This is a genomic window from Streptomyces sp. NPDC090022 (assembly GCF_044748145.1).
In the GTDB taxonomy this organism is placed as follows: domain Bacteria; phylum Actinomycetota; class Actinomycetes; order Streptomycetales; family Streptomycetaceae; genus Streptomyces.
Map to the genome: position 1 here is coordinate 23,436 of NZ_JBIVFN010000041.1, position 19,441 is coordinate 42,876.

At 73.4% G+C, this 19,441-nt stretch carries 15 protein-coding genes; 5 read left to right on the forward strand and 10 right to left on the reverse strand.

Annotation, left to right across the window (positions count from 1 at the left end; all coding sequences use genetic code 11):
* Positions 1 to 2: 2 nt before the first annotated feature.
* Positions 3 to 1,787 carry a glycoside hydrolase family 36 protein gene (locus ACIPXB_RS36300; protein WP_401457132.1) on the forward strand — a complete coding sequence of 595 codons (1,785 nt, stop codon included), beginning with the start codon at positions 3 to 5 and terminating at the stop codon, positions 1,785 to 1,787.
* The gene (locus ACIPXB_RS36305) at positions 1,784 to 2,797 is read left to right on the forward strand and encodes a LacI family DNA-binding transcriptional regulator (protein ID WP_401457134.1); all 1,014 of its coding nucleotides are present in this window, start codon (positions 1,784 to 1,786) and stop codon (positions 2,795 to 2,797) included. Before ACIPXB_RS36300 ends, ACIPXB_RS36305 begins: the two co-directional genes overlap by 4 nt.
* 85 nt (positions 2,798 to 2,882) lie before the next feature.
* On the opposite strand, the gene ACIPXB_RS36310 is transcribed toward ACIPXB_RS36305, so the two are convergent.
* A complete protein-coding gene (locus ACIPXB_RS36310) occupies positions 2,883 to 3,692 on the reverse strand; it encodes a DeoR/GlpR family DNA-binding transcription regulator (RefSeq protein WP_401457136.1) in 810 nt (269 codons plus the stop codon).
* Between the two features lie 137 nt (positions 3,693 to 3,829).
* Here ACIPXB_RS36310 and galT point away from each other — a divergent pair, with 137 nt between their 5' ends.
* Together galT and galK are read left to right on the forward strand one after the other, a co-directional pair.
* Positions 3,830 to 4,879, forward strand: a complete 1,050-nt coding sequence (galT, locus tag ACIPXB_RS36315) for a galactose-1-phosphate uridylyltransferase (protein WP_401457139.1) — start codon at positions 3,830 to 3,832, stop codon at positions 4,877 to 4,879.
* The gene (gene galK / locus ACIPXB_RS36320; protein WP_401457141.1) at positions 4,876 to 6,093 is read left to right on the forward strand and encodes a galactokinase; all 1,218 of its coding nucleotides are present in this window, start codon (positions 4,876 to 4,878) and stop codon (positions 6,091 to 6,093) included. The genes galT and galK overlap by 4 nt, the downstream gene beginning before the upstream one ends.
* A 108-nt stretch (positions 6,094 to 6,201) precedes the next feature.
* Here galK and ACIPXB_RS36325 read toward each other — a convergent pair whose 3' ends face one another.
* The 3 genes from ACIPXB_RS36325 to ACIPXB_RS36335 all read right to left on the reverse strand — a co-directional run bounded on the left by ACIPXB_RS36325 (position 6,202) and on the right by ACIPXB_RS36335 (position 9,791).
* Complete coding sequence (locus tag ACIPXB_RS36325; protein WP_401457143.1) at positions 6,202 to 6,852, reverse strand: hypothetical protein; 651 nt, start codon at positions 6,850 to 6,852, stop codon at positions 6,202 to 6,204.
* A 299-nt stretch (positions 6,853 to 7,151) separates the two neighbouring features.
* Entirely contained in the window at positions 7,152 to 9,698 is a 2,547-nt protein-coding gene (locus ACIPXB_RS36330; RefSeq protein WP_401457145.1) for an ATP-binding protein, read from the reverse strand.
* A gap of 3 nt (positions 9,699 to 9,701) precedes the next feature.
* A complete protein-coding gene (locus ACIPXB_RS36335) occupies positions 9,702 to 9,791 on the reverse strand; it encodes a K(+)-transporting ATPase subunit F (protein WP_401457146.1) in 90 nt (29 codons plus the stop codon).
* Between the two features lie 248 nt (positions 9,792 to 10,039).
* On the opposite strand from ACIPXB_RS36335, the gene ACIPXB_RS36340 reads away from it, so the two are divergent.
* Positions 10,040 to 11,602 (forward strand): Na+/H+ antiporter, encoded by a 1,563-nt coding sequence (locus tag ACIPXB_RS36340; RefSeq protein ID WP_401457149.1) that lies wholly within the window; start codon positions 10,040 to 10,042, stop codon positions 11,600 to 11,602.
* A gap of 38 nt (positions 11,603 to 11,640) precedes the next feature.
* On the opposite strand, the gene ACIPXB_RS36345 is transcribed toward ACIPXB_RS36340, so the two are convergent.
* From ACIPXB_RS36345 to kdpB, 6 genes are all read right to left on the reverse strand, one after another.
* Positions 11,641 to 12,444, reverse strand: coding sequence for a GNAT family N-acetyltransferase (locus ACIPXB_RS36345; protein WP_401457150.1), 804 nt, complete (start codon positions 12,442 to 12,444; stop codon positions 11,641 to 11,643).
* A gap of 198 nt (positions 12,445 to 12,642) precedes the next feature.
* On the reverse strand, positions 12,643 to 13,449 hold the full coding sequence (locus tag ACIPXB_RS36350; RefSeq protein WP_401457151.1) for an SDR family NAD(P)-dependent oxidoreductase: 807 nt from the start codon (positions 13,447 to 13,449) through the stop codon (positions 12,643 to 12,645).
* A 694-nt stretch (positions 13,450 to 14,143) separates the two neighbouring features.
* Entirely contained in the window at positions 14,144 to 16,684 is a 2,541-nt protein-coding gene (locus ACIPXB_RS36355) for an ATP-binding protein (protein ID WP_401457152.1), read from the reverse strand.
* Positions 16,685 to 16,736: 52 nt separating this feature from the next.
* Entirely contained in the window at positions 16,737 to 17,420 is a 684-nt protein-coding gene (locus ACIPXB_RS36360) for a response regulator (RefSeq protein ID WP_401457153.1), read from the reverse strand.
* Positions 17,421 to 17,520: 100 nt separating this feature from the next.
* Entirely contained in the window at positions 17,521 to 18,240 is a 720-nt protein-coding gene (locus tag ACIPXB_RS36365; RefSeq protein WP_401457154.1) for a potassium-transporting ATPase subunit C, read from the reverse strand.
* A 5-nt stretch (positions 18,241 to 18,245) separates the two neighbouring features.
* On the reverse strand, positions 18,246 to 19,441 hold a 1,196-nt coding region (kdpB, locus tag ACIPXB_RS36370; RefSeq protein WP_401457157.1), incomplete at its 5' end, for a potassium-transporting ATPase subunit KdpB.

Genomic DNA, 19,441 nt, shown 5'->3' on the forward strand with positions numbered 1-19,441 from the left:
CCGTGCCGACCACACCCGCCCCGATGGACGACTCCGAGGCGGTGACCACCGCCGGGCTGCCCCCCGCCCGCCACGAGCCGCTGCTGGACGGGGTCTCGGTCGCCGTCCTCAGCCGTGACCCGGGAATCCGCCCGGTCTGGAGCCTCGGCGAGCCCTCCGGCGGCCTGCGCCTGCTGGAGGTGCGGGCCGACGGAGCCCCGGTCGAGATCCGGTTCTCCGTCCCCCTGGGCGACGCCGCCGGGTACTGGCACCCGCAAGGGGGCTGGCGGCGTACCCTCCTCGCGGACTGGGAAGGGCGCTCCCGGGTCTCGCTGACCGACGGACACGCCGCCGGATGCCTGTACGACCACGCCGGCGCCACGCTGCTGACCTTCGCCGTGGCCGATCCGGTCCCCGAGGCGGACCTGCGGTTCGGGGTGTCGGAGGAGCACGGCACCCACGTGGTGCACCTGAGCCTGCCCCCCTCGCGGCAGGCGCACAGAATCCTGCTGGTGCCACGCGCCCGGTCCGTGGCGCGGGCCATGCGCGCCCTGCGGGCCTGGTTCGCGGCCGCGCTCGCCCCCATGCCGGTGCCCGACGCGGCCCGGCTGCCCGTCTACTCCACCTGGTACGCCTTCAACCAGGACGTCACCGCGGCCGGTGTCGAGCAGCAGGCCGAACTGGCGGCCGGTCTCGGCTGCGGCACGCTGATCCTCGACGACGGCTGGCAGGAACTGGGCCGCGGCCGCGGCTACGCGGGCTGCGGGGACTGGCAGCCGGACCGGGACAAGTTCCCCGACTTCGCCGGCCACGTGGCCCGGGTCCGCGCCCACGGGCTGCGCTACCTGGCCTGGGTGGCCCCCCTGCTGCTCGGCCCCGGCGCGGCCTGCCACGACCGGTGGGCCTCCCACGCGCCCGCCCCGGCCACCGTGCCCGGCGCGCGGGTGCTCGATCCGCGACGGCCGGAGGTGCGCGCGCACGTCGTCGGGCTCTGCCTGCGGCTGGTCCGCGCGTACGGACTCGACGGGCTGAAGCTCGACTTCCTCGAGCAGGCCACGGTGTACGCGGGGGACGGAGCGGGCGATGTCGGCCGGGCCATGTCCGTCCTGCTGACGGAGCTCCGCGCGGCCCTGGAATCCGTACGGCCCGACCTGCTCCTGGAGCTGCGCCAGCCCTACACGGGCCCCGGCATGGCGCCGTTCGGCAATATGCTGCGCTCCTTCGACTGCCCGGCGGACGCCACCGCCAACCGGGTGCGCACCCTGGACACCGCGCTGCTCGCGGTGGGCGGGGCCGTCCACTCCGACATGCTGCTGTGGTCGTCGGACGCCCCCGTGGACTCGGTGGCCCGGCAGCTGATCGGCTCGCTCCACGCGGTGCCGCAGATCTCCGTACGGCTGGACCGGGTGCCCGCCGCGCACCGGGAGACGATCGCCTTCTGGCTGCGCCAGTGGCGCCGGCACCGCGAGCTGCTGCTGGACGGGGAGGTCGAACCGGGCCGGCCCGACGAGCTGTACCCGCTGGTGCGGGCCGGCGCGGGGGACCGCTGCCTGCTGAGCGTGCACGGCGACCGCGTCGTCCCGCTGGACTTCTCCGCGTACCGGCACTTCCACCTGGTCAACGGCTCGGACCGGGACCGGGTGGTGGTCGAGGTGACGGGCGGCGGCGGCCGGGTCCGGGGCGTGGTCCACGGGCCCGACGGCCGTATCATGGACGATCCGCCGACCCACCTGCCGGAGGGGGTCCGCCCGCTGGCCGTGCCGCGCGGCGGCCTGGCATCGCTCACGCTCACGGAAGGACCGCGATGAAGGTCGGCATCACCGACGTCGCCGCCCGCGCTCAGGTCAGCGAGGCGACCGTCAGCCGGGTGATCAACCGACGCCAGGGCGTGTCGAAGAAGACCCGGGACGCCGTCGAGCAGGCCATGGCGGAGCTCGGCTACGAACGCCCTACCCAGGGCCAACTCGTCGCGGTGATCACCGAGTTCGTATCGAACCCGTTCTTCGCCGACGTCGCCGAACGCATCGAGTCGGCCCTGGCGCCGCACGGACTGAAGACGGTCCTGTGCCCCGCCTTCCCCGGCGGGGTGCAGGAGCGGGACTTCGTCTCCGCGCTGGTCGACAAGGGCGTCGCGGCCGTCGTCTTCCTGTCCGCCTCCAACACCGTCGAGGGTTCCGACACCGACACGTACGAGCTGCTGCGCCAGCGCCGGGTGCCGTACGTCGGGATCAACGGCGAGTTCGCGGACGGGGTGCCCGTCCCGGTCTTCTCCACCGACGACGCCCTCGCCGCCGAACTGGCCGTCGACCACCTCCACCGGCTGGGGCACCGCCGGATCGGGATGGTCTCGGGACCGGCCGGCAACCGGCCCGCCGACCGCCGGGTGCAGGGCTTCCTGGAGGCCATGGCCAAGCGGGGCATCGAGGACCCCGAGCGCTGGGTGGTCCGGCAGTCGTACACGGTGGAGGGGGGACAGGCCGCGGTCGGCCCGCTCCTCGCCCTGGGCGCCACCGCCATCGTCGCCGCCAGCGACTACATGGCCCTGGGCGCGATCCGGGGCGTACGCCGCCAGGGGCGCGCGGTGCCCGGGGACGTGTCGGTGGTCGGCTACGACGGTTCGTCCGTCACCGAGTTCACCGATCCGCCCCTGACCACCGTGCGGCAGCCCGCCGACCGGCTCGCTCTGGAGGTGGGGCGAGGCGTGCTGGCGCTCGTCGGCAATCGTGACGTCCCGGTGGGGGAGCTGCTCTTCGACCCCGAACTGGTCATCCGGGCGAGCACCGGACCGGCCCCGGGGGCGGCTGCCGCCGGCGTCTGATCCGGGCGGTGCCGCCCGGCGTGCCGCTCAGTGCTCGGCGTGCCGCTCAGTGCTCGCTGCGCCGCTCACTGCCGCTCGGTGCCGTTCAGTGCCGCTCGTCGGCGACGACGAGCTCGCCCACCGCGTCCGAGAGGGCCGTGCGGGCCGGGGCGGGAAGGGCCGCGTCGGTCACGAACCAGTCCGCCCGGCCGAGTTCCGCGAAGCCGCTGAGCCCGACCACCCCCCACTTGGTGTGGTCGGCCACCACGGCGACCCGCCGCGCCGAGGCGACCAGCGCCCGGTTGGTCCGCGCCTCCATGAGGTTGGGGGTGGTCAGCCCGGCCCGCTCCGACACGCCGTGCGCGCCGAGGATGAGCAGGTCCACGTGGAGGGACTCGACGACCAGGTCCGCGAGCGGGCCGACCAGCGCGGCCGAGGGGGTGGGGGAGCCGCCGGTGAGGAGCAGGGCGGGGCCGCCGGCGTCCGTGTCCCGCCCGGCGGTCCGGACGAGGTCGGCGACCGGGAGGGAGTTGGTGACGATCGTCAGGCGCGGGACGTCGAGGAGCCGGGCGGCGACCGCGTGCGCGGTGGTACCGCCCGAGACCGCCACCACGCTGCCCGGTTCCACCAGACGGGCGGCGGCCGCCGCGATGGCGGCCTTGGCCTCCCCCTGGAGGACCGATTTGGCGTCGAATCCCGGTTCGTGCCCGCTGGCACCGTCCGGGGCGACGGCCCCGCCGTAGACCTTCTGCACGGCACCACGCCGGGCGAGCGCGTCCAGGTCCCGGCGAATGGTCATGTCCGATACGCCGAGTGCGCCGACCAGATCCGTCACCCGTACCGCGCCCTCGCGGCGTACCGCGTCGAGGATGAACGCCCTCCGCTGGTGGGCCAGTTGGGCAGCCTGATCGGCCACGGTCGCTCCCGGATCCAGGTGAATTCGGTCAGAAAACCGCAAGATACCACAGCCGTGGTGTTCGATCCTGAGGGATGGGCGCGCTGTGTGGTGCTTGGTTCTGGTGAACGATGTTCGATCATGTTTATTCTTGGTGGGTGAAGAAGACCACCGTGACACTCGCGGACGGCCGCGAACTGATCTACTTCGACTCCGGCGCATCCCCCGGCCGCGAGGCGCCGGACACCCGCCCGCTGGACCGCGCGAGCGGCAGGCCGGATCTACGGCGGGACGTGGCGACCGGTGACTGGATCACGATCGCCTCCCACCGGCAGGACCGCACCTACCACCCGCCCGCCGGGGAGTGCCCGCTGTGTCCCTCCCGGGACGGCCGGCTCAGCGAGATCCCCGCCGCCGACTACGAGGTGGCCGTCTTCGAGAACCGCTTCCCCTCCCTCGCCGGTGAGGCGGGACGCTGCGAGGTGGTGTGCTTCACCCCGGACCACGAGGCCCGGTTCGCCGACCTCACGCCGGACGCCGCCCGGCTGGTCCTGGACGCCTGGACCGACCGCACGGCGGAACTCTCCGCGCTCCGGGGCGTGGAACAGGTGTACTGCTTCGAGAACCGGGGGGCCGAGATCGGAGTGACGCTCCCTCACCCGCACGGCCAGATCTACGCCTTCCCCTTCGTCACCCCGCGCACCGCGAAGATGACCGCCGCGGCGGCCGCCCACCGGGCCGCCACCGGCCGCAACCTCTTCGAGGACCTGCTGGCCGACGCCCGCGCCGCCACCGAGCGGGTGGTGACGGCCGGGGAACACTGGACGGCCTTCGTGCCCTACGCGGCCCGCTGGCCGTACGAGGTGCACCTCTACCCGCACCGCCGCGTCGCCGACCTGACCGGGCTCGACGAGGCCGAGCGGGCCGAGTTCCCGCGGATCTATCTCGACCTGCTGCGCCGGTTCGACCGGCTGTTCGCCCCGCCGGGAGGCCCGGAGGGGACGGTCCCCGCCCCGTACGTCTCGGCCTGGCACCAGGCACCCCGTACCGGGGGCGAGGAACTGGCCCTGCACCTCGAACTGTTCACGATCCGCCGGACCCCGGACCGTCTCAAGTTCCTCGCCGGGACGGAATCCGGCACGGAGGCCTTCGTCAACGACGTGGCCCCCGAGACGGCCGCCCGGCGCCTGCGGGAGGCCGCGGTATGAACGGCAGCGATTCCCACGACGAGGACGGCATCCGCGCGGACCGGGTCGCGGACACCTTCCGGCAGATCTTCGGCGAGAGCCCCGACGGGGTCTGGGCGGCGCCCGGCCGGGTCAACCTGATCGGCGAACACACCGACTACAACGACGGGTTCGCCCTCCCGATCGCCCTCCCGCAGACCACCCTGATCGCCGCCCGGCGCCGCGCGGACGGCCGGCTCCGCCTGCACAGCGCACAGGGCGACGGCCGGATCACCGACCTCGCCGTGGCCGAGCTGTCCCCGGGTACGGTGACGGGCTGGAGCCGCTACCCCGCCGGTGTGGTGTGGGCGCTCGCGCAGGCGGGACACGCGGTCGGCGGCGCCGACCTCCACGTCGACAGCACGGTGCCCACCGGGGCCGGCCTCTCCTCCTCCGCCGCCCTCGAATGCGCCGCCGCCCTCGCGTTCGACGAGATGTACGGACTGCGCCTGGACGGCCCCGAACTGGCCCGGCTCGCCCAGCGCGCGGAGAACGACTTCGCCGGAGTCCCCTGCGGGATCATGGACCAGATGGCCTCGATCTGCTGCACCACCGGGGCCGCCCTCCACCTCGACGCCCGCACCCCGGACCGCCCCCGGCAGGTACCCCTCGACCTGCCGCGGCACGGGCTGAGGCTGCTGCTGGTCGACACCCGCGTCACCCACGATCTCGGCGACGGGGCGTACGCGGCGCTGCGCGCCGGATGCGAACGCGCGGCGCGGCTGCTCGGCCTGCCCGCCCTGCGCGACCTGCCCGCGGCCCACCTGCCGCGCGCCCTGCGCGTCCTCCCGGCCGAGCTCGTTCCGCTGGTCCGTCACGTGGTGACCGAGAACGACCGCGTCGCCGAGGCCGTCACCCGGCTGCGCCAGGGGGACGTCGCGGCGCTCGGCCCGATCCTGACCGCCGGCCACGCGTCGCTGCGCGACGACTACCGCGTCTCCTGCCCGGAAGCCGACCTCGCCGTGACCGCCGCACGAGGAGCGGGCGCGCTCGGCGCCCGCATGACGGGAGGCGGCTTCGGCGGCTGCGTCGTCGTCCTGACCGAGGCCGCACGGGAGGACCAGGTGAACCGGGAGGTGCCGGCCGCGTTCGCCGCGGCCGGCTTCCGCCCGCCGCGCATGCTCGCCGTCGCCCCGGCGGCGGGCGCCCGACGTCTCTCCCCGCCCCCGCGACGCGGCGCCCTCGCCGAGCGGTGACGCAAGCGCGGCGAGGAGGACGGCCGATGCGTCCGCCGCCCCAGGGCAAGGGCTGACGACCGCCCGGGCTTCATGCCCGGCCCGTCACCGGCCCTGCCGCCGGCCGGCTCATCCCTCCCGGCCGGTGCGCAGGGGCGTGCCGCGCAGGAACAGGACCGCGATCAGCGCGGTGAGCGCGAAGGGAAGGGCCGGCGCGAACGCGTCGGCCAGCCCCAGCCCGTACGCCGCCCGGAGCCCGGACGCGGTGGCCGCGGCTCCGGTCGGCGCGCCCACCCGGGCGCTGACGGCGGCGCCCAGGGCGGTCAGGCCCGGGACGCCCCCGAGCCCCCGTGCCGGCCCGGCCAGGGAGCTCACCGCACCCAAGTGGGAAGCCGGGGCGGCGTTCTGGGCGACCAGCACCAGTGTCTGCGCGCTCATGCCCACCCCGGCGCCGCCGGCGAGGAGATATCCGGCCACGGCGAACAGCGAGGTGTCGGCGCGCACGGTCGCCAGTGCGGCGAAGCTCGCCGCGACCAGGCCGCAGCCGACCGCCACATGGCCCTTCCACCGGCCGTGCGCCGACACCATCCGGCCGCTGACGGTCGTGGCCGCCGGCAGGCCGAGGACCATCGGCAGGGTCAGCAGGACGGCCACGGCCGGCGCGTGGCCGCGCCACCGTCTCCGCACCGTCCGCGAGGAGCCGCCGCACAGCAGCTGGACGGCGGTGGCGTCCGGCTCGTCCGCTCCCTGATGGGTGGTTCCGTTGACGGTGACATCCATGGGCAACTCCCTCGGAAGAGGAGGCGCGAAGACCTGCGGGCGTGCCGCCGCCGGAGCCTGCTTGCACTGACGCCCCCTCAGGGACCAGGCCCGCTGCCGCGTTGCCCGTGCACGCACACCCGTTGACCGGCGACGCATCGCAGCGGATCGCCCGGGCCTTGACCGGCGCCCCCCGCACGGCCGGGCGCCGCGGGCCGGCGACCGCGCGGAGCAGGGCCGGACGGCCGGCAGGCCTCACTCTCCCCACGGCGAGGCGCCACTGAGCCGCCTCGCGCGCTCTCGCCGTACGCCGCGGCGGGTCAGGCCGCGGGCAGCGAGACGACCATCGTCAGGCCGCCCCCAGGGGTGTCCTCGGGGGTCAGAGTGCCGCCCATGGCCTCGGTGAGGCCCTTGGCGAGGGCGAGTCCGAGACCGAGGCCGGCCGAGTTGTCGTGGTCGCCCAGGCGCTGGAACGGCTCGAAGATACGTTCACGGTCGGCCGGCTGGATGCCCGGCCCGCGGTCGGTGATGCGCAGCTCCACGCGCCCTGCGAGCGCGCTGGCGGTCACGAGCACCGGGTGCTCCGGCGGTGCGTGACGTACGGCGTTGCCGACGAGGTTGGCCAGCACCCTTTCGAGAAGGGGCGGATCGGCCTGTACGGCGGGCATCGACTCGAGTTCGCGTATGTCGGCCACGGTGGCGGAGGACGGGGCGGTCGCCAGGGAGTCCAGGGCGGCCGGGAGCACCTCTTCGTACGTGGTGGCCCGCAGGTTCAGGGTGAGGGCGCCGGCCTGGAGCCTGCTGAGGTCGAGCAGGTTCTCCACCAGCCGGCTCAGCCGCAGCAGGCCCGTCTCGGCCGCGGTGAGCAGTTCCGCCCGGTCCTCCGCCGAGAACACCTCCGCGTCCGGGCTGCGCAGCGAGCTCACCGCGGCCAGGGCCCCGGCCAGTGGGGTGCGCAGGTCGTGGCCGACGGCGCGCAGCAGGGCGGTGCGCAGCCGGTCGGCGGCCTTGACCGGCTCGACCTCGGCGGCCGTCTCCGCCAGCCGTGCCCGCTCGACCGCGGCCCCGGCGTGGGCCGCGAAGGCGGCCAGGACCCGGCGTTCGGAGGAGGGCAGCGAACGGCCGTGCAGGACGAGGAAGTTGTCCGGCCCGGCCGGTACGACGATCCGGGGCCGGGCGGACTCCGCAGTGCGGTCGGCAGCCGTCGCGCCGGTGTCGGCGGGCGCGGGGACCAGCTCCACCGCCTCCATGCCGAAGGTCTCCTTCGCCCGGTCCAGCAGCGCCGGGATCGTCTGGTCCCCGCGGACGATGCTGCCCGCCAGCGAGGACATCGTCTCCGCCTCGGCCGTGGCCCGGGCCGCGCGCCGTGACAGGCGCAGGGACCGGTCGGCCGCGGCGGCCACCACGGCCGCCACGAGGGCGAAGACCACCACGGCCAGGACCGCGTCCGGATCGTCGAGGGTGAACTGCCCGACGGGCGGCATGAACCAGTAGTTGAGCAGGAGCGCGGCCGTGACCGCCGCGACCACCGCGGACGCCACGCCGCCGATGCAGGCCACGGCGACCACCGCCACGAGGAAGAGCAGGGCCTCGCTGGTCAGGTTCAGGGTGCCGCGCATCCGGTCCAGGACCAGGGTGAGGAGCACGGGCAGCACCAGGCCGGCCACCGGACCCGCGATGAGCCGGGACCGGGGGAGCGTGCGACGCCGTGAGGGCAGCAGCCGGCCGCGGCCGGCCCGCTCGTGGGTCACCATGTGGACGTCGATGTTCTCGGACCGCTCCACCACGGTGTCGCCGATGCCGCGCCCGGTGAGGAATCGTTCCACCCGGCTACGCCTGCTCGTCCCCAGGATCAGCTGGGTGGCGTTCTCGGCGTGTGCGAAGTCCACCAGGGCGGTGGGGATGTCGTCGCCGACCACGGAGTGGTAGCTGCCGCCGAGATCCTCGACCAGCGCCCGCTGTGAGGCCAGCGCGGCGTGCGAGGTGCCCGAGGACAGAGCGTCGCTGCGGGCGACGTGCACGGCGAGGAGGTCGCCTCCGACGCTCCGCGCGGCGATCCGCGCCGCCCGGCGGACCAGGGTCTCGCCCTCGGGGCCTCCGGTCAGCGCCACGACCACGCGCTCACGGGTCTCCCACACGCTGCCGATGCCGTGCTCGGCCCGGTACTTCTGCAGTCCTTCGTCGACCCGCCCGGCCAGCCAGAGCAGGGCCAGCTCCCGCAGGGCGCCCAGGTTGCCGGGCCGGAAGTAGTTCGCGAGCGAGGCGTCCACGCGCTCCGGTGGGTAGATGTGCCCGTGGGCCATCCGGCGGCGCAGCGCCTCGGGCGAGATGTCGACCAGTTCGATCTCGTGGGCCCGCCGCACGAACTCGTCGGGAACGGTCTCCCGCTGCGGGACGCCGGTGATCCGCTCGACGACGTCGTTGAGGGACTCCAGGTGCTGGACGTTCAGCGTGGCCACGACGTCGATGCCCGCGTCCAGGAGCGCGGCGACGTCCTGCCAGCGCTTGTGGTGCCGGCCACCGCCGGGGACGTTGGTGTGCGCGAGCTCGTCGACCAGCACCGCCTCGGGCCGCCGGGCCAGCACACCGGCCAGGTCCAGCTCCGCGTACCGGGAGCCTCGGTAGTCGCACTCCCTGCGGGGGAGCACGTCCAGCCCGTCGAGCATGGCCTCGGTCAGCGGGCGGCTGTGGCACTCCACGTACCCGCCGACGACATCGGCGCCCCGGGCCCTTCTCCGCTTGGCCTCGTCGAGCATGCGGTACGTCTTGCCCACTCCCGGGGCCGCGCCGAGGAAGACCTTGAGCCGGCCGGTGCGGGTGACCGCCCTGGTGGGTCCGGTTCCCGCCAGTTGTGCCGAGTGCGCCATCGCTCAGTGTCCTTCTGGGTGCGACCAGGCGCGTACCAGGTAGCCGATCAGGCTGACGGCGATCAGAACGCCGACCACTTTCTCCACACTCACAGTCCGTCTCGCTTCCCCGTGTGACCGTGCCCGCGCCCGCCAGGCCGGTGCGCGCTGCCCCAGCGAACCCCAGAGAACGGCACAGCGCGAGCGCGAGCCACGACCCTTGACGGCATTCTGGCGGCCCGGACATGGAATATTGACGCTGCGTTGGCAGCCGTGTGGCCGATAGAGTGAACGCGGAGTGCCGGGAAGCCTGGTCGGCGTCGCGAGGCACGTGGCCCGCGTCGATCGAGCGGGGGATCCGCGTGCGCAGTGTCAGTACGGTCCTGTTTCTCGTGGTGCTGGCCACCGCCGTGGCCACCGGCGCCCGGCGCTGGCGCATCCCCGCCCCTCCGCTGCTCGTCCTCGCCGGACTCGCCGTCGCCCTGGTGCCCGGCACGCCCGAGATCCACGTCAGCCCCGAGGCGATCAGCCTCGTGGTCGTGCCGCCCCTGCTGTACGCCGGAGCGGAGGAACTCTCCTGGCGCGAGCTGCGGTTGGTGTGGAAGCCGGTCGGCGTGCTGGCCGTGGGCCTGGTGCTGGCCTCCGCCGCGGCGGTCGGCGCGGTCGCCTCGTGGCTCACCCCGCTCTCCTGGCCCATGGCCCTGGTCCTCGGATCCGTCCTGGCCAGCACCGACCCGGTGGCCGTCACCGCCCTCGGCCGGAGGCTCTCGCTGCCGCCCCGGGTGCAGGTCCTCGTGCAGGCCGAGAGCCTGTTCAACGACGCGACCTCCCTGGTGCTCTTCCGCGTGGCAGTGGTCGGCGCCGTGGCGGTCGGCGGGGCGTCCTGGCAGTCCGCGGGCGGCGGGTTCCTGGTCCTGGCCGGGGGCGGCACGCTCATCGGCGCCGCGGTGGCGTGGCTGGTGTCCCGGATCCGCGAGCGGACCGAGGACCCGGTCCTGGAGACCGTCGTCGCCCTGCTCACGCCGTATGTGGCGTACGTGCTCGCCGAATCCGTCCACGCCTCCGGGATCACCTCGGTGGTCGTCGCGGGCGTGATGCTGGGCAGCGTGGCCGACCGGCTCACGGACGCCCCCATCCGGCTCCACCTGCACGCCGTGCAGGGGACCGTGGTCTTCCTCCTGGAGAGCGTGGTGTTCAGCCTCATCGGCCTCACGCTGCCCGGCCAGGTCGCCGCGCTCACGGACGGCGACCGGCTCTGGCCCCTGTACGCGCTGGCCATGGCCCTGACGCTGATGGCCGTACGCCTGCTGTGGGTGCTGCCGCTGGCAGCCGTCGTCCAGCGCCAGGCCGGGACACCGCCCTCCTGGCGGATGCCGGCCGTGCTCACCTGGGCCGGCACCCGGGGCGTCGTACCGCTGGCCGCCGCCCTCGCCATCCCCGTCGCCGCCGAGGACGGCACCCCGCTCGCCGAGCGGCCGCTGGTCCTGGTCCTGACCACCTCCGTCGTGGTGCTCACCCTCGTGGTCCAGGGCTTCTCCCTGGCCAGGGTGGTCGAGCGGTCCGGCATCGCCCTCGAACCGGACCACACCGAGCGGGAGGAGGCCGCGGCCCGCTGCGCCCTGGCCACCGCGGGCATCCGGCGGCTCGACGAGCTGACCGAGCTCGAAGCCGTGCCGGACGCGGTGGCCGACCGGCTGCGCCGCAGCCTCCAGGCACGCCTCGAACACGCCCGCGACCGGCTCGAGGACGCCGACCCGGCCGCCTCGGCCGATCACGCCTACCGCCGGCTGCGCCGCGACCTGATCGGGGTCGAGACCGCCGAACTGGAGCGCCTCCACGATGCCCGCCGGATCAGTGACACCACGCGCCGGCGGCTCCAGCGCTCCCTGGACCTGGAGGAGACCCGCCTGGCGCTCACCACGTGAGCCGGCCCGCGTGAGGGCCGGAGTGCACTCGGGGTGCGTCAGGACAGTGCCGCCGGCTGACCGGCGCGCCGCCGGGCGCCGTCCGCCGGTGCGGCCGCGCTTCCCACGACGTGGTGCGTGTACTCGTACTCCGGGCGGAAGCCGGCGCTCAGAGCGAGGTGGCGGGTGCTGCGGTCGCCGGCGGGGCAGGTCCAGCTGGGCGTACGGTCGCGGGCGGCGATGTCGGAGCACAGTGCGGTGACGCAGACCCGCCCCAGGTGCTGGAGGCGCGGATCGGGCACCGTGACGCAGGCGATCTCCTCGTACACCGTGCCCAGGAAGTAGGTGCAGGCGAGGGCGACGATCCGGTCGCGGTGGAGCGCGGCCCAGGCGTAGCCGGAGCGGGCGAGGGCCTGCGGGCCGCCCCACGTGCGGTGTACCCAGCTCATCGCGGCGGGGAGCCGGCGCAGGGCGAGGGCGTCGCGTGTGGTGAGCCGCCGTACGGTCACGTCCAGCGGCGGCCGGGCGGCCGGCGAGGTGGAGCGCTTGACGTGCACGATCCGCGGCCAGGGCCTGATCTGGTCGAACGCGCTGCCGAGCAGCGGACGGAAGCGGTCCGGCGCCTCGATGGAGGTGTTGGCGAACGGAGCCAGGTCGGCGGGTTCCAGCGCGCTCGGGTCGCCGCGCAGCAGGACGTGCTCCCCGCACTCCGCCGCTATGACCCGGGGATCTACGGCGCGGTCCGCCCACCACGTGCCGGCTTGGGTGGCCAGCAGGTGCTCGGTCAGGGTGGCGGGGCCCGGCGGCCCGGCCGGGAACCAGCGGATCAGGGCCGGCAGCTGCCTGGCCGGGAGAATGATCACGGAATCTTCCTTCGGTGCGCGGGCATGGCTGCGGGGCGGCCCTGGACGGAGGGCCGCCCCGCGGGGAGGGGCAGTGGCTATGCGGCCTCGCTCAGCGCTGGCCGGCCTTGCTGCCGTGGTTGGCGGCCTTCTTGCGGCGGGCCTTCTTCTTGCGGGCGCGTTTGGACACGGTGGTGGAGCCTTTCTGCTGGTGCCTCTTCAGGCGGTGTGGCCGACGAGGAGGTCGGCGAGCTTGGTGAGGCGCTTGACGGTGCGCTCCTCGGTGGCGGCGGGCGCGGGGGCCACGCGCTGGTCGCGGTCGTAGTAGGCGCCGTTGACGATCTCGGTGGCCGGGTCGACGAGCCGTACGACGTGCGCGGCGCCCTCGGCGGCGGACTCGCCCTCGTGGCCGTACAGGTGCAGCAGGCCGGTGTCGCAGACACCGGGGTGCACGGAGACGGCGGTCACGCGCGGGTCGGTGGCGAAGACCGTGAGGGCCAGCTGCGACTGGGCGTAGGCGGCCAGGCGGGAGTAACGGCGCAGCCGGTGCGGGTCGTTCCACTGGATGGCGGCGGTGCGGTGGAGGGAGGAGGAGACGTTGACGACGCGGCCGCCGGGGGTGCTGGTGAGGGCGTCCTCGAGGAGGTTGGTGAGGAGGTAGTGGGCGAGGAAGTTGACCTGGAGGGCGATCTCGTTGCCGTCGGGCGTGATGGTGTGGCGCTCCGGGGCGGCCATCGCGGCGTTGTTGACGAGGGCGAACAGGCCGGGGTGTTCGCGGTTGACGGTGCGGGCGAGGGACTCGACCTCGTCGAGGTGGGTGAAGTCGGCCGCCACCGCGCGCAGTCGGGCGGCATCGATACCGGCCGTGGCGATGAGGCGGTCCGCGGCGCTCTGCGCCTCCTCGGGGGTGCGGCCGTGCAGCAGGACGGTCGCACCCTGCCCGGCCAGCTGTCGGGCGGTCTCGTAGCCGATTCCGGAGGTGGAGCCGGTGACCAGGACGGTGCGTCCGGACAGGGAAGAGGGCATGTCGGTTTCCTGTGAGAGGGCATGGCCGAGGCGCCCGCGCCCGTGCACGGGGCAGGGGAGGGCTCAGGTCATGCGGGAAGGATGAGAACGCGCAAAGGCGTGGACCGGTGGACGGTTCGCCCGCGGGGATGCGGGTACGCGGCGTCGTTCGGCCGGCGGTCGGGTCAGACGGCCGGGCAGGCGGCCGCCGCTGTCGGCGACACCGGCGCGACACCGGCACGGCTTCGCCATGACGGTGGCCGGTCTTCGTGGCGCGGACCGCTGTTCATGACCGCCATCTCAGCGCATCCCATGGCCCCGGGCAAGGGGCGGCGCACCGCTTTGACGACCCTCTGACGTGGCAGGATGACAATCCGTCAGAACGGTGTCAAGGTTGGCCCCCGGTGCGGAAGGAACCCGTCAAGAGCGGGTGCGGGGGCCGCGGACCGGCCGCAGAATGATCTTGCGACATCGCCGCGGCCGAGACCGTGGGGAAGCCTCCGTACGGCGCGCGGCCTGGACGTGCCCCGGACGGAGGCGCCACCGGGTCGTTCTGTCCGTGGGGGGCGGGGCGAACCCTTCGCTCACCGCGCGTCCGTCGCCGACTGATGAGCCGCCCGGCCGCCGGTGTAGGGGATACCGGAGGCCGGGCGGCTCTGTGCGTGGTCCTGGCGTGCTCGTCTCCGCACGCCGTCCTGTGTGCAGGCCCCCGTGGTCAGCTGACCGCCGAGGAGGGCAGCTCGGCTGCCACCTGGGGGGTGTCATGTGCCACCCGTAGCGTGAGGACCATCGTGAGCCCGCCGCCGGGGGTGTCCTCGGCGGTGAGGGTGCCGCCGATGGCTTCGGTGAAGCCGCGGGCGACGGCGAGGCCGAGGCCGACTCCGGCTCCCTGCGGCGCGTCCCCGTGCCGCTGGAAGGGCTCGAAGATGCGGTCCTTGGCCTCGTCGGGGACGCCTGGCCCGCGGTCGACCACCCGTACCTCGACCCGGTCGGCGATGGCGCTCGCCGAGACCAGGACGGGCTCCCCGTCGGTGCTGTACTTCACGGCGTTCTCGACGATGTTGGCCACGGCCCGTTCCAGCAGGCCCCGGTCGACGGCGACCATGGGCAGGGTCTCGGGGATGTCGAGTTCCACGCTGTCCTCGGGTACGCCGCCCAGGGCCATGGGGACGACCTCGTCGAGGTCGGTCTCGCGGATCAGCGGGACGACGGTGCCGGTGTTGAGCCGGGACATGTCGAGCAGGTTGCCGATGAGGTGGCCGAGCCGGTCGGCGCCTTCCTCTATGCCCTTGAGCAGAACCGCCTGGTCCTCCTCCGACCACTCGACGTCGTCGGAGCGCAGAGAGGAGACGGAGGCCTTGATGCCGGCGAGGGGGGTGCGCAGGTCGTGGCTGACGGCGGCGAGCAGGGCGGTGCGGATGCGGCCCGTTTCGGCGAGGCGCTGGGCCTCCTCCGCCTGGCCGACCAGGCGCTGGCGGTCGAGTACGACGGCGGCCTGGGCGGCGAAGGCGCCGAGCACGCGCCGGTCCTCGGCCGGCAGGACCCGGCCGGACAGCGCGAGGGCCATGTTCTCGCCGATCGGCATGTCGACGTCGGCGTCCTCGGGCCGGGCCACCGGGCCCGTGCCCACGGCGCCCGCGATGGTCCAGGACTCCGTCTCGTCGGCCCGCTCCAGCAGGGCGACGGACTCCATGGCGAAGGTCTCGCGGACCCGCTCCAGGAGCGCGTCCAGGGCGGTCTCGCCGCGCAGCACGCTGCCGGCGAGGAAGGAGAGGATCTCGGACTCGGCGCGCAGCCGCGCGGCCTGGTGGGTGCGGCGGGCCGCGAGGTCGACCACCGAGGCCACGGAGACGGCCACGCCGAAGAAGATCGAGATGGCGACGATGTTGCGGGGGTCGGAGATCGTCAGCTGGTGCAGCGGCGGCGTGAAGAAGTAGTTGAGCAGCAGGGAGCCGAAGGCCGCCGAGGCCAGCGCGGGCAGCAGACCGCCGAGGAGGGCGGCCGCGACGGTGAGGGTGAGGTACAGCAGCATGTCGTTCGCGAGCCCGAGCTCGGGAAGGACGCTCAGCAGCACGGTCAGCAGGGCGGGGCCGATCATGCCGGTGAGCCAGGCCCAGATGATGCGCCCGCGCCCCAGCCGGGCCCCTCGGGCGATCGGCAGGCCGCGGCCCTTGGCGACGGCGTCGTGGGTGACCAGGTGGACGTCGATGTCGGGTCCGGACTCGCGGGCCACGGTGGCGCTGACGCCCGGCCCGAAGATGTACTGCCACGGCTTGCGGCGGCTGACGCCGAGGACGATCTGGGTGGCGTTGACCCCCCGGGCGAACTCCAGCAGGGCGTCGGAGACGTCGTCGCCTATGACGTGGTGGAAGGTGCCGCCGAGGTCCTCGACCAGGGTCCGCTGGACGGCCAGTTCCTTGGGCGAGGCGGAGGAGAGTCCGTCGCTCGCCGCGATGTAGACGGCCAGCACCTCACCGCCGGCGCCCTTCTCCGCCAGCCGGGCGGCCCGCCGGATGAGCTGGCGCCCTTCCGGGCCGCCGGTCAGGCCCACGACGATGCGCTCGCGGGCCTGCCAGGTGGTGCGGATGTTGTGCTCGCCCCGGTACTCCCGCAGGTACTCGTCCACCCGGTCGGCGGTCCACAGCAGCGCCAGCTCGCGCAGCGCGGTGAGGTTGCCCGGGCGGAAGTAGTTGGACAGGGCCGCGTCGACCTTGTCGGGCTTGTAGATGTTGCCGTGGGCCATCCGGCGGCGCAGGGCCTGCGGGGACATGTCGACCAGCTCGATCTGGTCGGCCCGGCGCACCACCTCGTCCGGGACGGTCTCCCGCTGCCGGACCCCGGTTATCGTCTCCACCACATCACCCAGCGATTCCAGGTGCTGGATGTTGACGGTGGAGACGACGTCGATGCCGGCCTGGAGCAGCTCCTCCACGTCCTGCCAGCGCTTGGCGTTGCGCGAGCCGGGCACGTTGGTGTGCGCCAGCTCGTCCACCAGGGCAACCGCGGGACGCCGGGCGAGGAGCGCGTCGACGTCCATCTCGGTGAAGGTCGTCCCCCGGTATTCGATCTCGCGGCGCTCGATCATCTCCAGCCCGTGGAGCATGACCTCGGTGCGTGGCCGGCGGTGGTGCTCCACGAAGCCGACGACGCAGTCGGTGCCGCGTTCGATCCGGCGGTGCGCCTCGGAGAGCATGGCGTAGGTCTTGCCGACGCCGGGCGCCGCGCCGAGGTAGATCCGGAGCTTGCCGCGTCCCATGGGTTCGACTCTCTGTTGCAGGTGGTGGTGCGTGCCGGCGGTGCTGCACCGGTCAGGGCTCGAAGCGGTACCCCATGCCCGCTTCGGTGATCAGATATCGGGGGTGGGAGGGGTCGGATTCCAGCTTCCGCCGGAGCTGGGCCATGTAGACCCGAAGATAGTTGGTGTTCTCCTGGTAGGTGGGACCCCATACCTCCAGGAGCAGTTGCTGCTGGGTCACGAGGTGGCCGGGGTGGGAGAGCAGGATCTCCAGCAGGTGCCATTCCGTCGGGGTCAGCCGTACGGTGCGGTCGCCGCGGTGGACCTTCTTCGCGGCCAGGTCGACGGTGAAGTCCTCCGTCACCACCAGGGCGGGCCGGTCGGTCGCGGCAGGGGCCTCCTGACGACGGGTGGCGGCTCGCAGGCGGGCCAGCAGCTCGTCCATGCTGAACGGTTTGGTCACGTAGTCGTCCGCGCCGGCGTCCAGGGCCCGTACCTTCTCCTCCGAGGTGTGCCGGGCGGAGAGGACGAGGATGGGGACGCGGCTCCAGCCCCGGATGCTTTTGATGACGTCGATGCCGTCCATGTCCGGCAGCCCGAGGTCGAGCACGATCACGTCGGGGTTTCGGGCAGCTGCCAGGTGCAGGGCGGACGTCCCGTTGGGAGCTTCCTCGACCTCGAACTTGCGCGCCTGGAGATTGATCTTGAGTGCGCGTACGAGCTGGGGGTCGTCCTCCACCACCAGAACCCGGGTCATGTGGTGTGCAGCCTTTCCATAGGTGCAGTTACGGCCGTGGGCCGGCGGGGGTGCGGACACTCCGCGCCCCCGCCGGCTCCGGGTTGTGCGACGGGTACCGTCAGCCCTTGGCCACCAGGGCCTTGAGCGCGGTGTTGAGCTCGAGGACGTTGACGCGGGGCTCGCCCATGAACCCGAGGGTCCGGCCCTGGGTGTGGTCCTTGACGAGCTTCTCGACCTGCTTGACGTCGAGGCCGTTCTGCTCGGCGACCCGGTGGGCCTGGAGGTCGGCGTACTCGGGGGAGATGTGCGGGTCGAGGCCGGAGCCGGAGGAGGTGACGGCGTCGGCCGGTACGTCCTCGGGCTTGACCTGGTAGGTCGCGGTGGAGTTGTCGGCGACGACCGCGTCCTTGGCGGCGATGACCTGGGCGCAGAGGGTGCCCTCCTCGGCGTCCTTGGTGCACTGGCCGTTCACGGCGCCGTTGTCACCGGAGCGGTTGGTGGCACCGGAGAGGAGCAGCGAGTACTGGGTGTTGACGCTGTTGGAGCCGAGGCCGTTGGAGGGGCGCGGCTGGAACCACTTCAGGTCCGGCCGGGCTGCCTCCTCCGGGTCGTCCGGGTTCTGCTTGGGCAGGTTGTACGTCTGCCCGATCAGCTCGGAGCCGACGACCTGGCCGCTCTTGTCCTTGATCTCGGAGCCGTTGGCCTTGTCGTTGAACAGGGCCTGGGCGATCCCGGTGACGGCGAGCGGGTAGAGCACGCCGCAGATGACCGTGAGGACCAGCAGGGCCCGCAGGCCCGCGCCGAGCAGCCGTGCTGCGCTGGATACGGAAGTGTTCATTGCGGTCACCCGATGCCAGGGATGAGGGAGATGAGCAGGTCGATGATCTTGATGCCGATGAACGGGGCGATCAGGCCGCCCAGTCCGTAGAGGCCGAGGTTGCGGCGGAGCATCTTGTCGGCGCTGGACGGCTTGTACTGGACGCCCTTGAGGGCGAGCGGTACGAGCGCGATGATGATCAGCGCGTTGAAGATGACGGCGGAGAGGATCGCCGACTCGGGGGAGGCCAGGCCCATGATGTTGAGCTTGTCCAGGCCCGGGTACGCCACCGCGAACATCGCCGGGATGATCGCGAAGTACTTCGCGACGTCGTTGGCGATCGAGAAGGTGGTGAGCGCGCCCCGGGTGATGAGGAGCTGCTTGCCGATCTCGACGATCTCGATGAGCTTGGTGGGGTTGGAGTCCAGGTCCACCATGTTCCCGGCCTCCTTGGCGGCCGAGGTACCGGTGTTCATGGCCACGCCCACGTCGGCCTGGGCCAGGGCGGGGGCGTCGTTGGTGCCGTCACCGGTCATCGCGACGAGCTTGCCGCCGGCCTGCTCCCGCTTGATGAGGGCCATCTTGTCCTCGGGGGTGGCCTCGGCGAGGAAGTCGTCGACGCCCGCCTCCTCGGCGATCGCCTTGGCGGTCAGCGGGTTGTCACCCGTGATCATGACCGTCTTGATGCCCATGCGGCGCAGCTCGTCGAACCGCTCCCGCATGCCCTCCTTGACGACGTCCTTGAGGTGGATGACACCCAGGACGCGCGCACCCTTGGCGTCCTTGACGGCGACCAGCAGCGGCGTGCCGCCGGCCTGGGAGATCGTGTCGGTGAGCTCCCGGGCGTCCGCGGCGACCGTGCCGCCCTGCTCCTCGACCCAGGCGATGACCGATCCGGTTGCGCCCTTACGGGTCTGCTTGCCGTCGACGTCCACGCCCGACATGCGGGTCTGGGCGGTGAAGGCGACCCAGGTGGCGTGCGCGAGCTCGCCCTGGTGGCGCTCGCGCAGCCCGTACTTCTCCTTGGCGAGCACGACGACCGAGCGGCCCTCGGGGGTCTCGTCGGCGAGCGAGGAGAGCTGGGCGGCATCCGCCAGCTCGGCCGCGGTGGTGCCCTTGACGGGCACGAACTCGGCGGCCTGGCGGTTGCCGAGGGTGATGGTGCCGGTCTTGTCGAGCAGCAGCGTGGAGACGTCACCGGCGGCCTCGACGGCCCGGCCGG

Coding starts and splice junctions, on each gene's coding strand:
- ACIPXB_RS36305 (WP_401457134.1), top strand. CDS start 1,784: ATGAAGGTCGGCATCACCGACGTCGCCGCCCGCGCTCAGGTCAGCGAG.
- galK (WP_401457141.1), top strand. CDS start 4,876: ATGAACGGCAGCGATTCCCACGACGAGGACGGCATCCGCGCGGACCGG.
- ACIPXB_RS36325 (WP_401457143.1), bottom strand. CDS start 6,852: ATGGATGTCACCGTCAACGGAACCACCCATCAGGGAGCGGACGAGCCG.
- ACIPXB_RS36330 (WP_401457145.1), bottom strand. CDS start 9,698: ATGGCGCACTCGGCACAACTGGCGGGAACCGGACCCACCAGGGCGGTC.
- ACIPXB_RS36350 (WP_401457151.1), bottom strand. CDS start 13,449: ATGCCCTCTTCCCTGTCCGGACGCACCGTCCTGGTCACCGGCTCCACC.
- ACIPXB_RS36355 (WP_401457152.1), bottom strand. CDS start 16,684: ATGGGACGCGGCAAGCTCCGGATCTACCTCGGCGCGGCGCCCGGCGTC.
- ACIPXB_RS36360 (WP_401457153.1), bottom strand. CDS start 17,420: ATGACCCGGGTTCTGGTGGTGGAGGACGACCCCCAGCTCGTACGCGCA.
- ACIPXB_RS36365 (WP_401457154.1), bottom strand. CDS start 18,240: ATGAACACTTCCGTATCCAGCGCAGCACGGCTGCTCGGCGCGGGCCTG.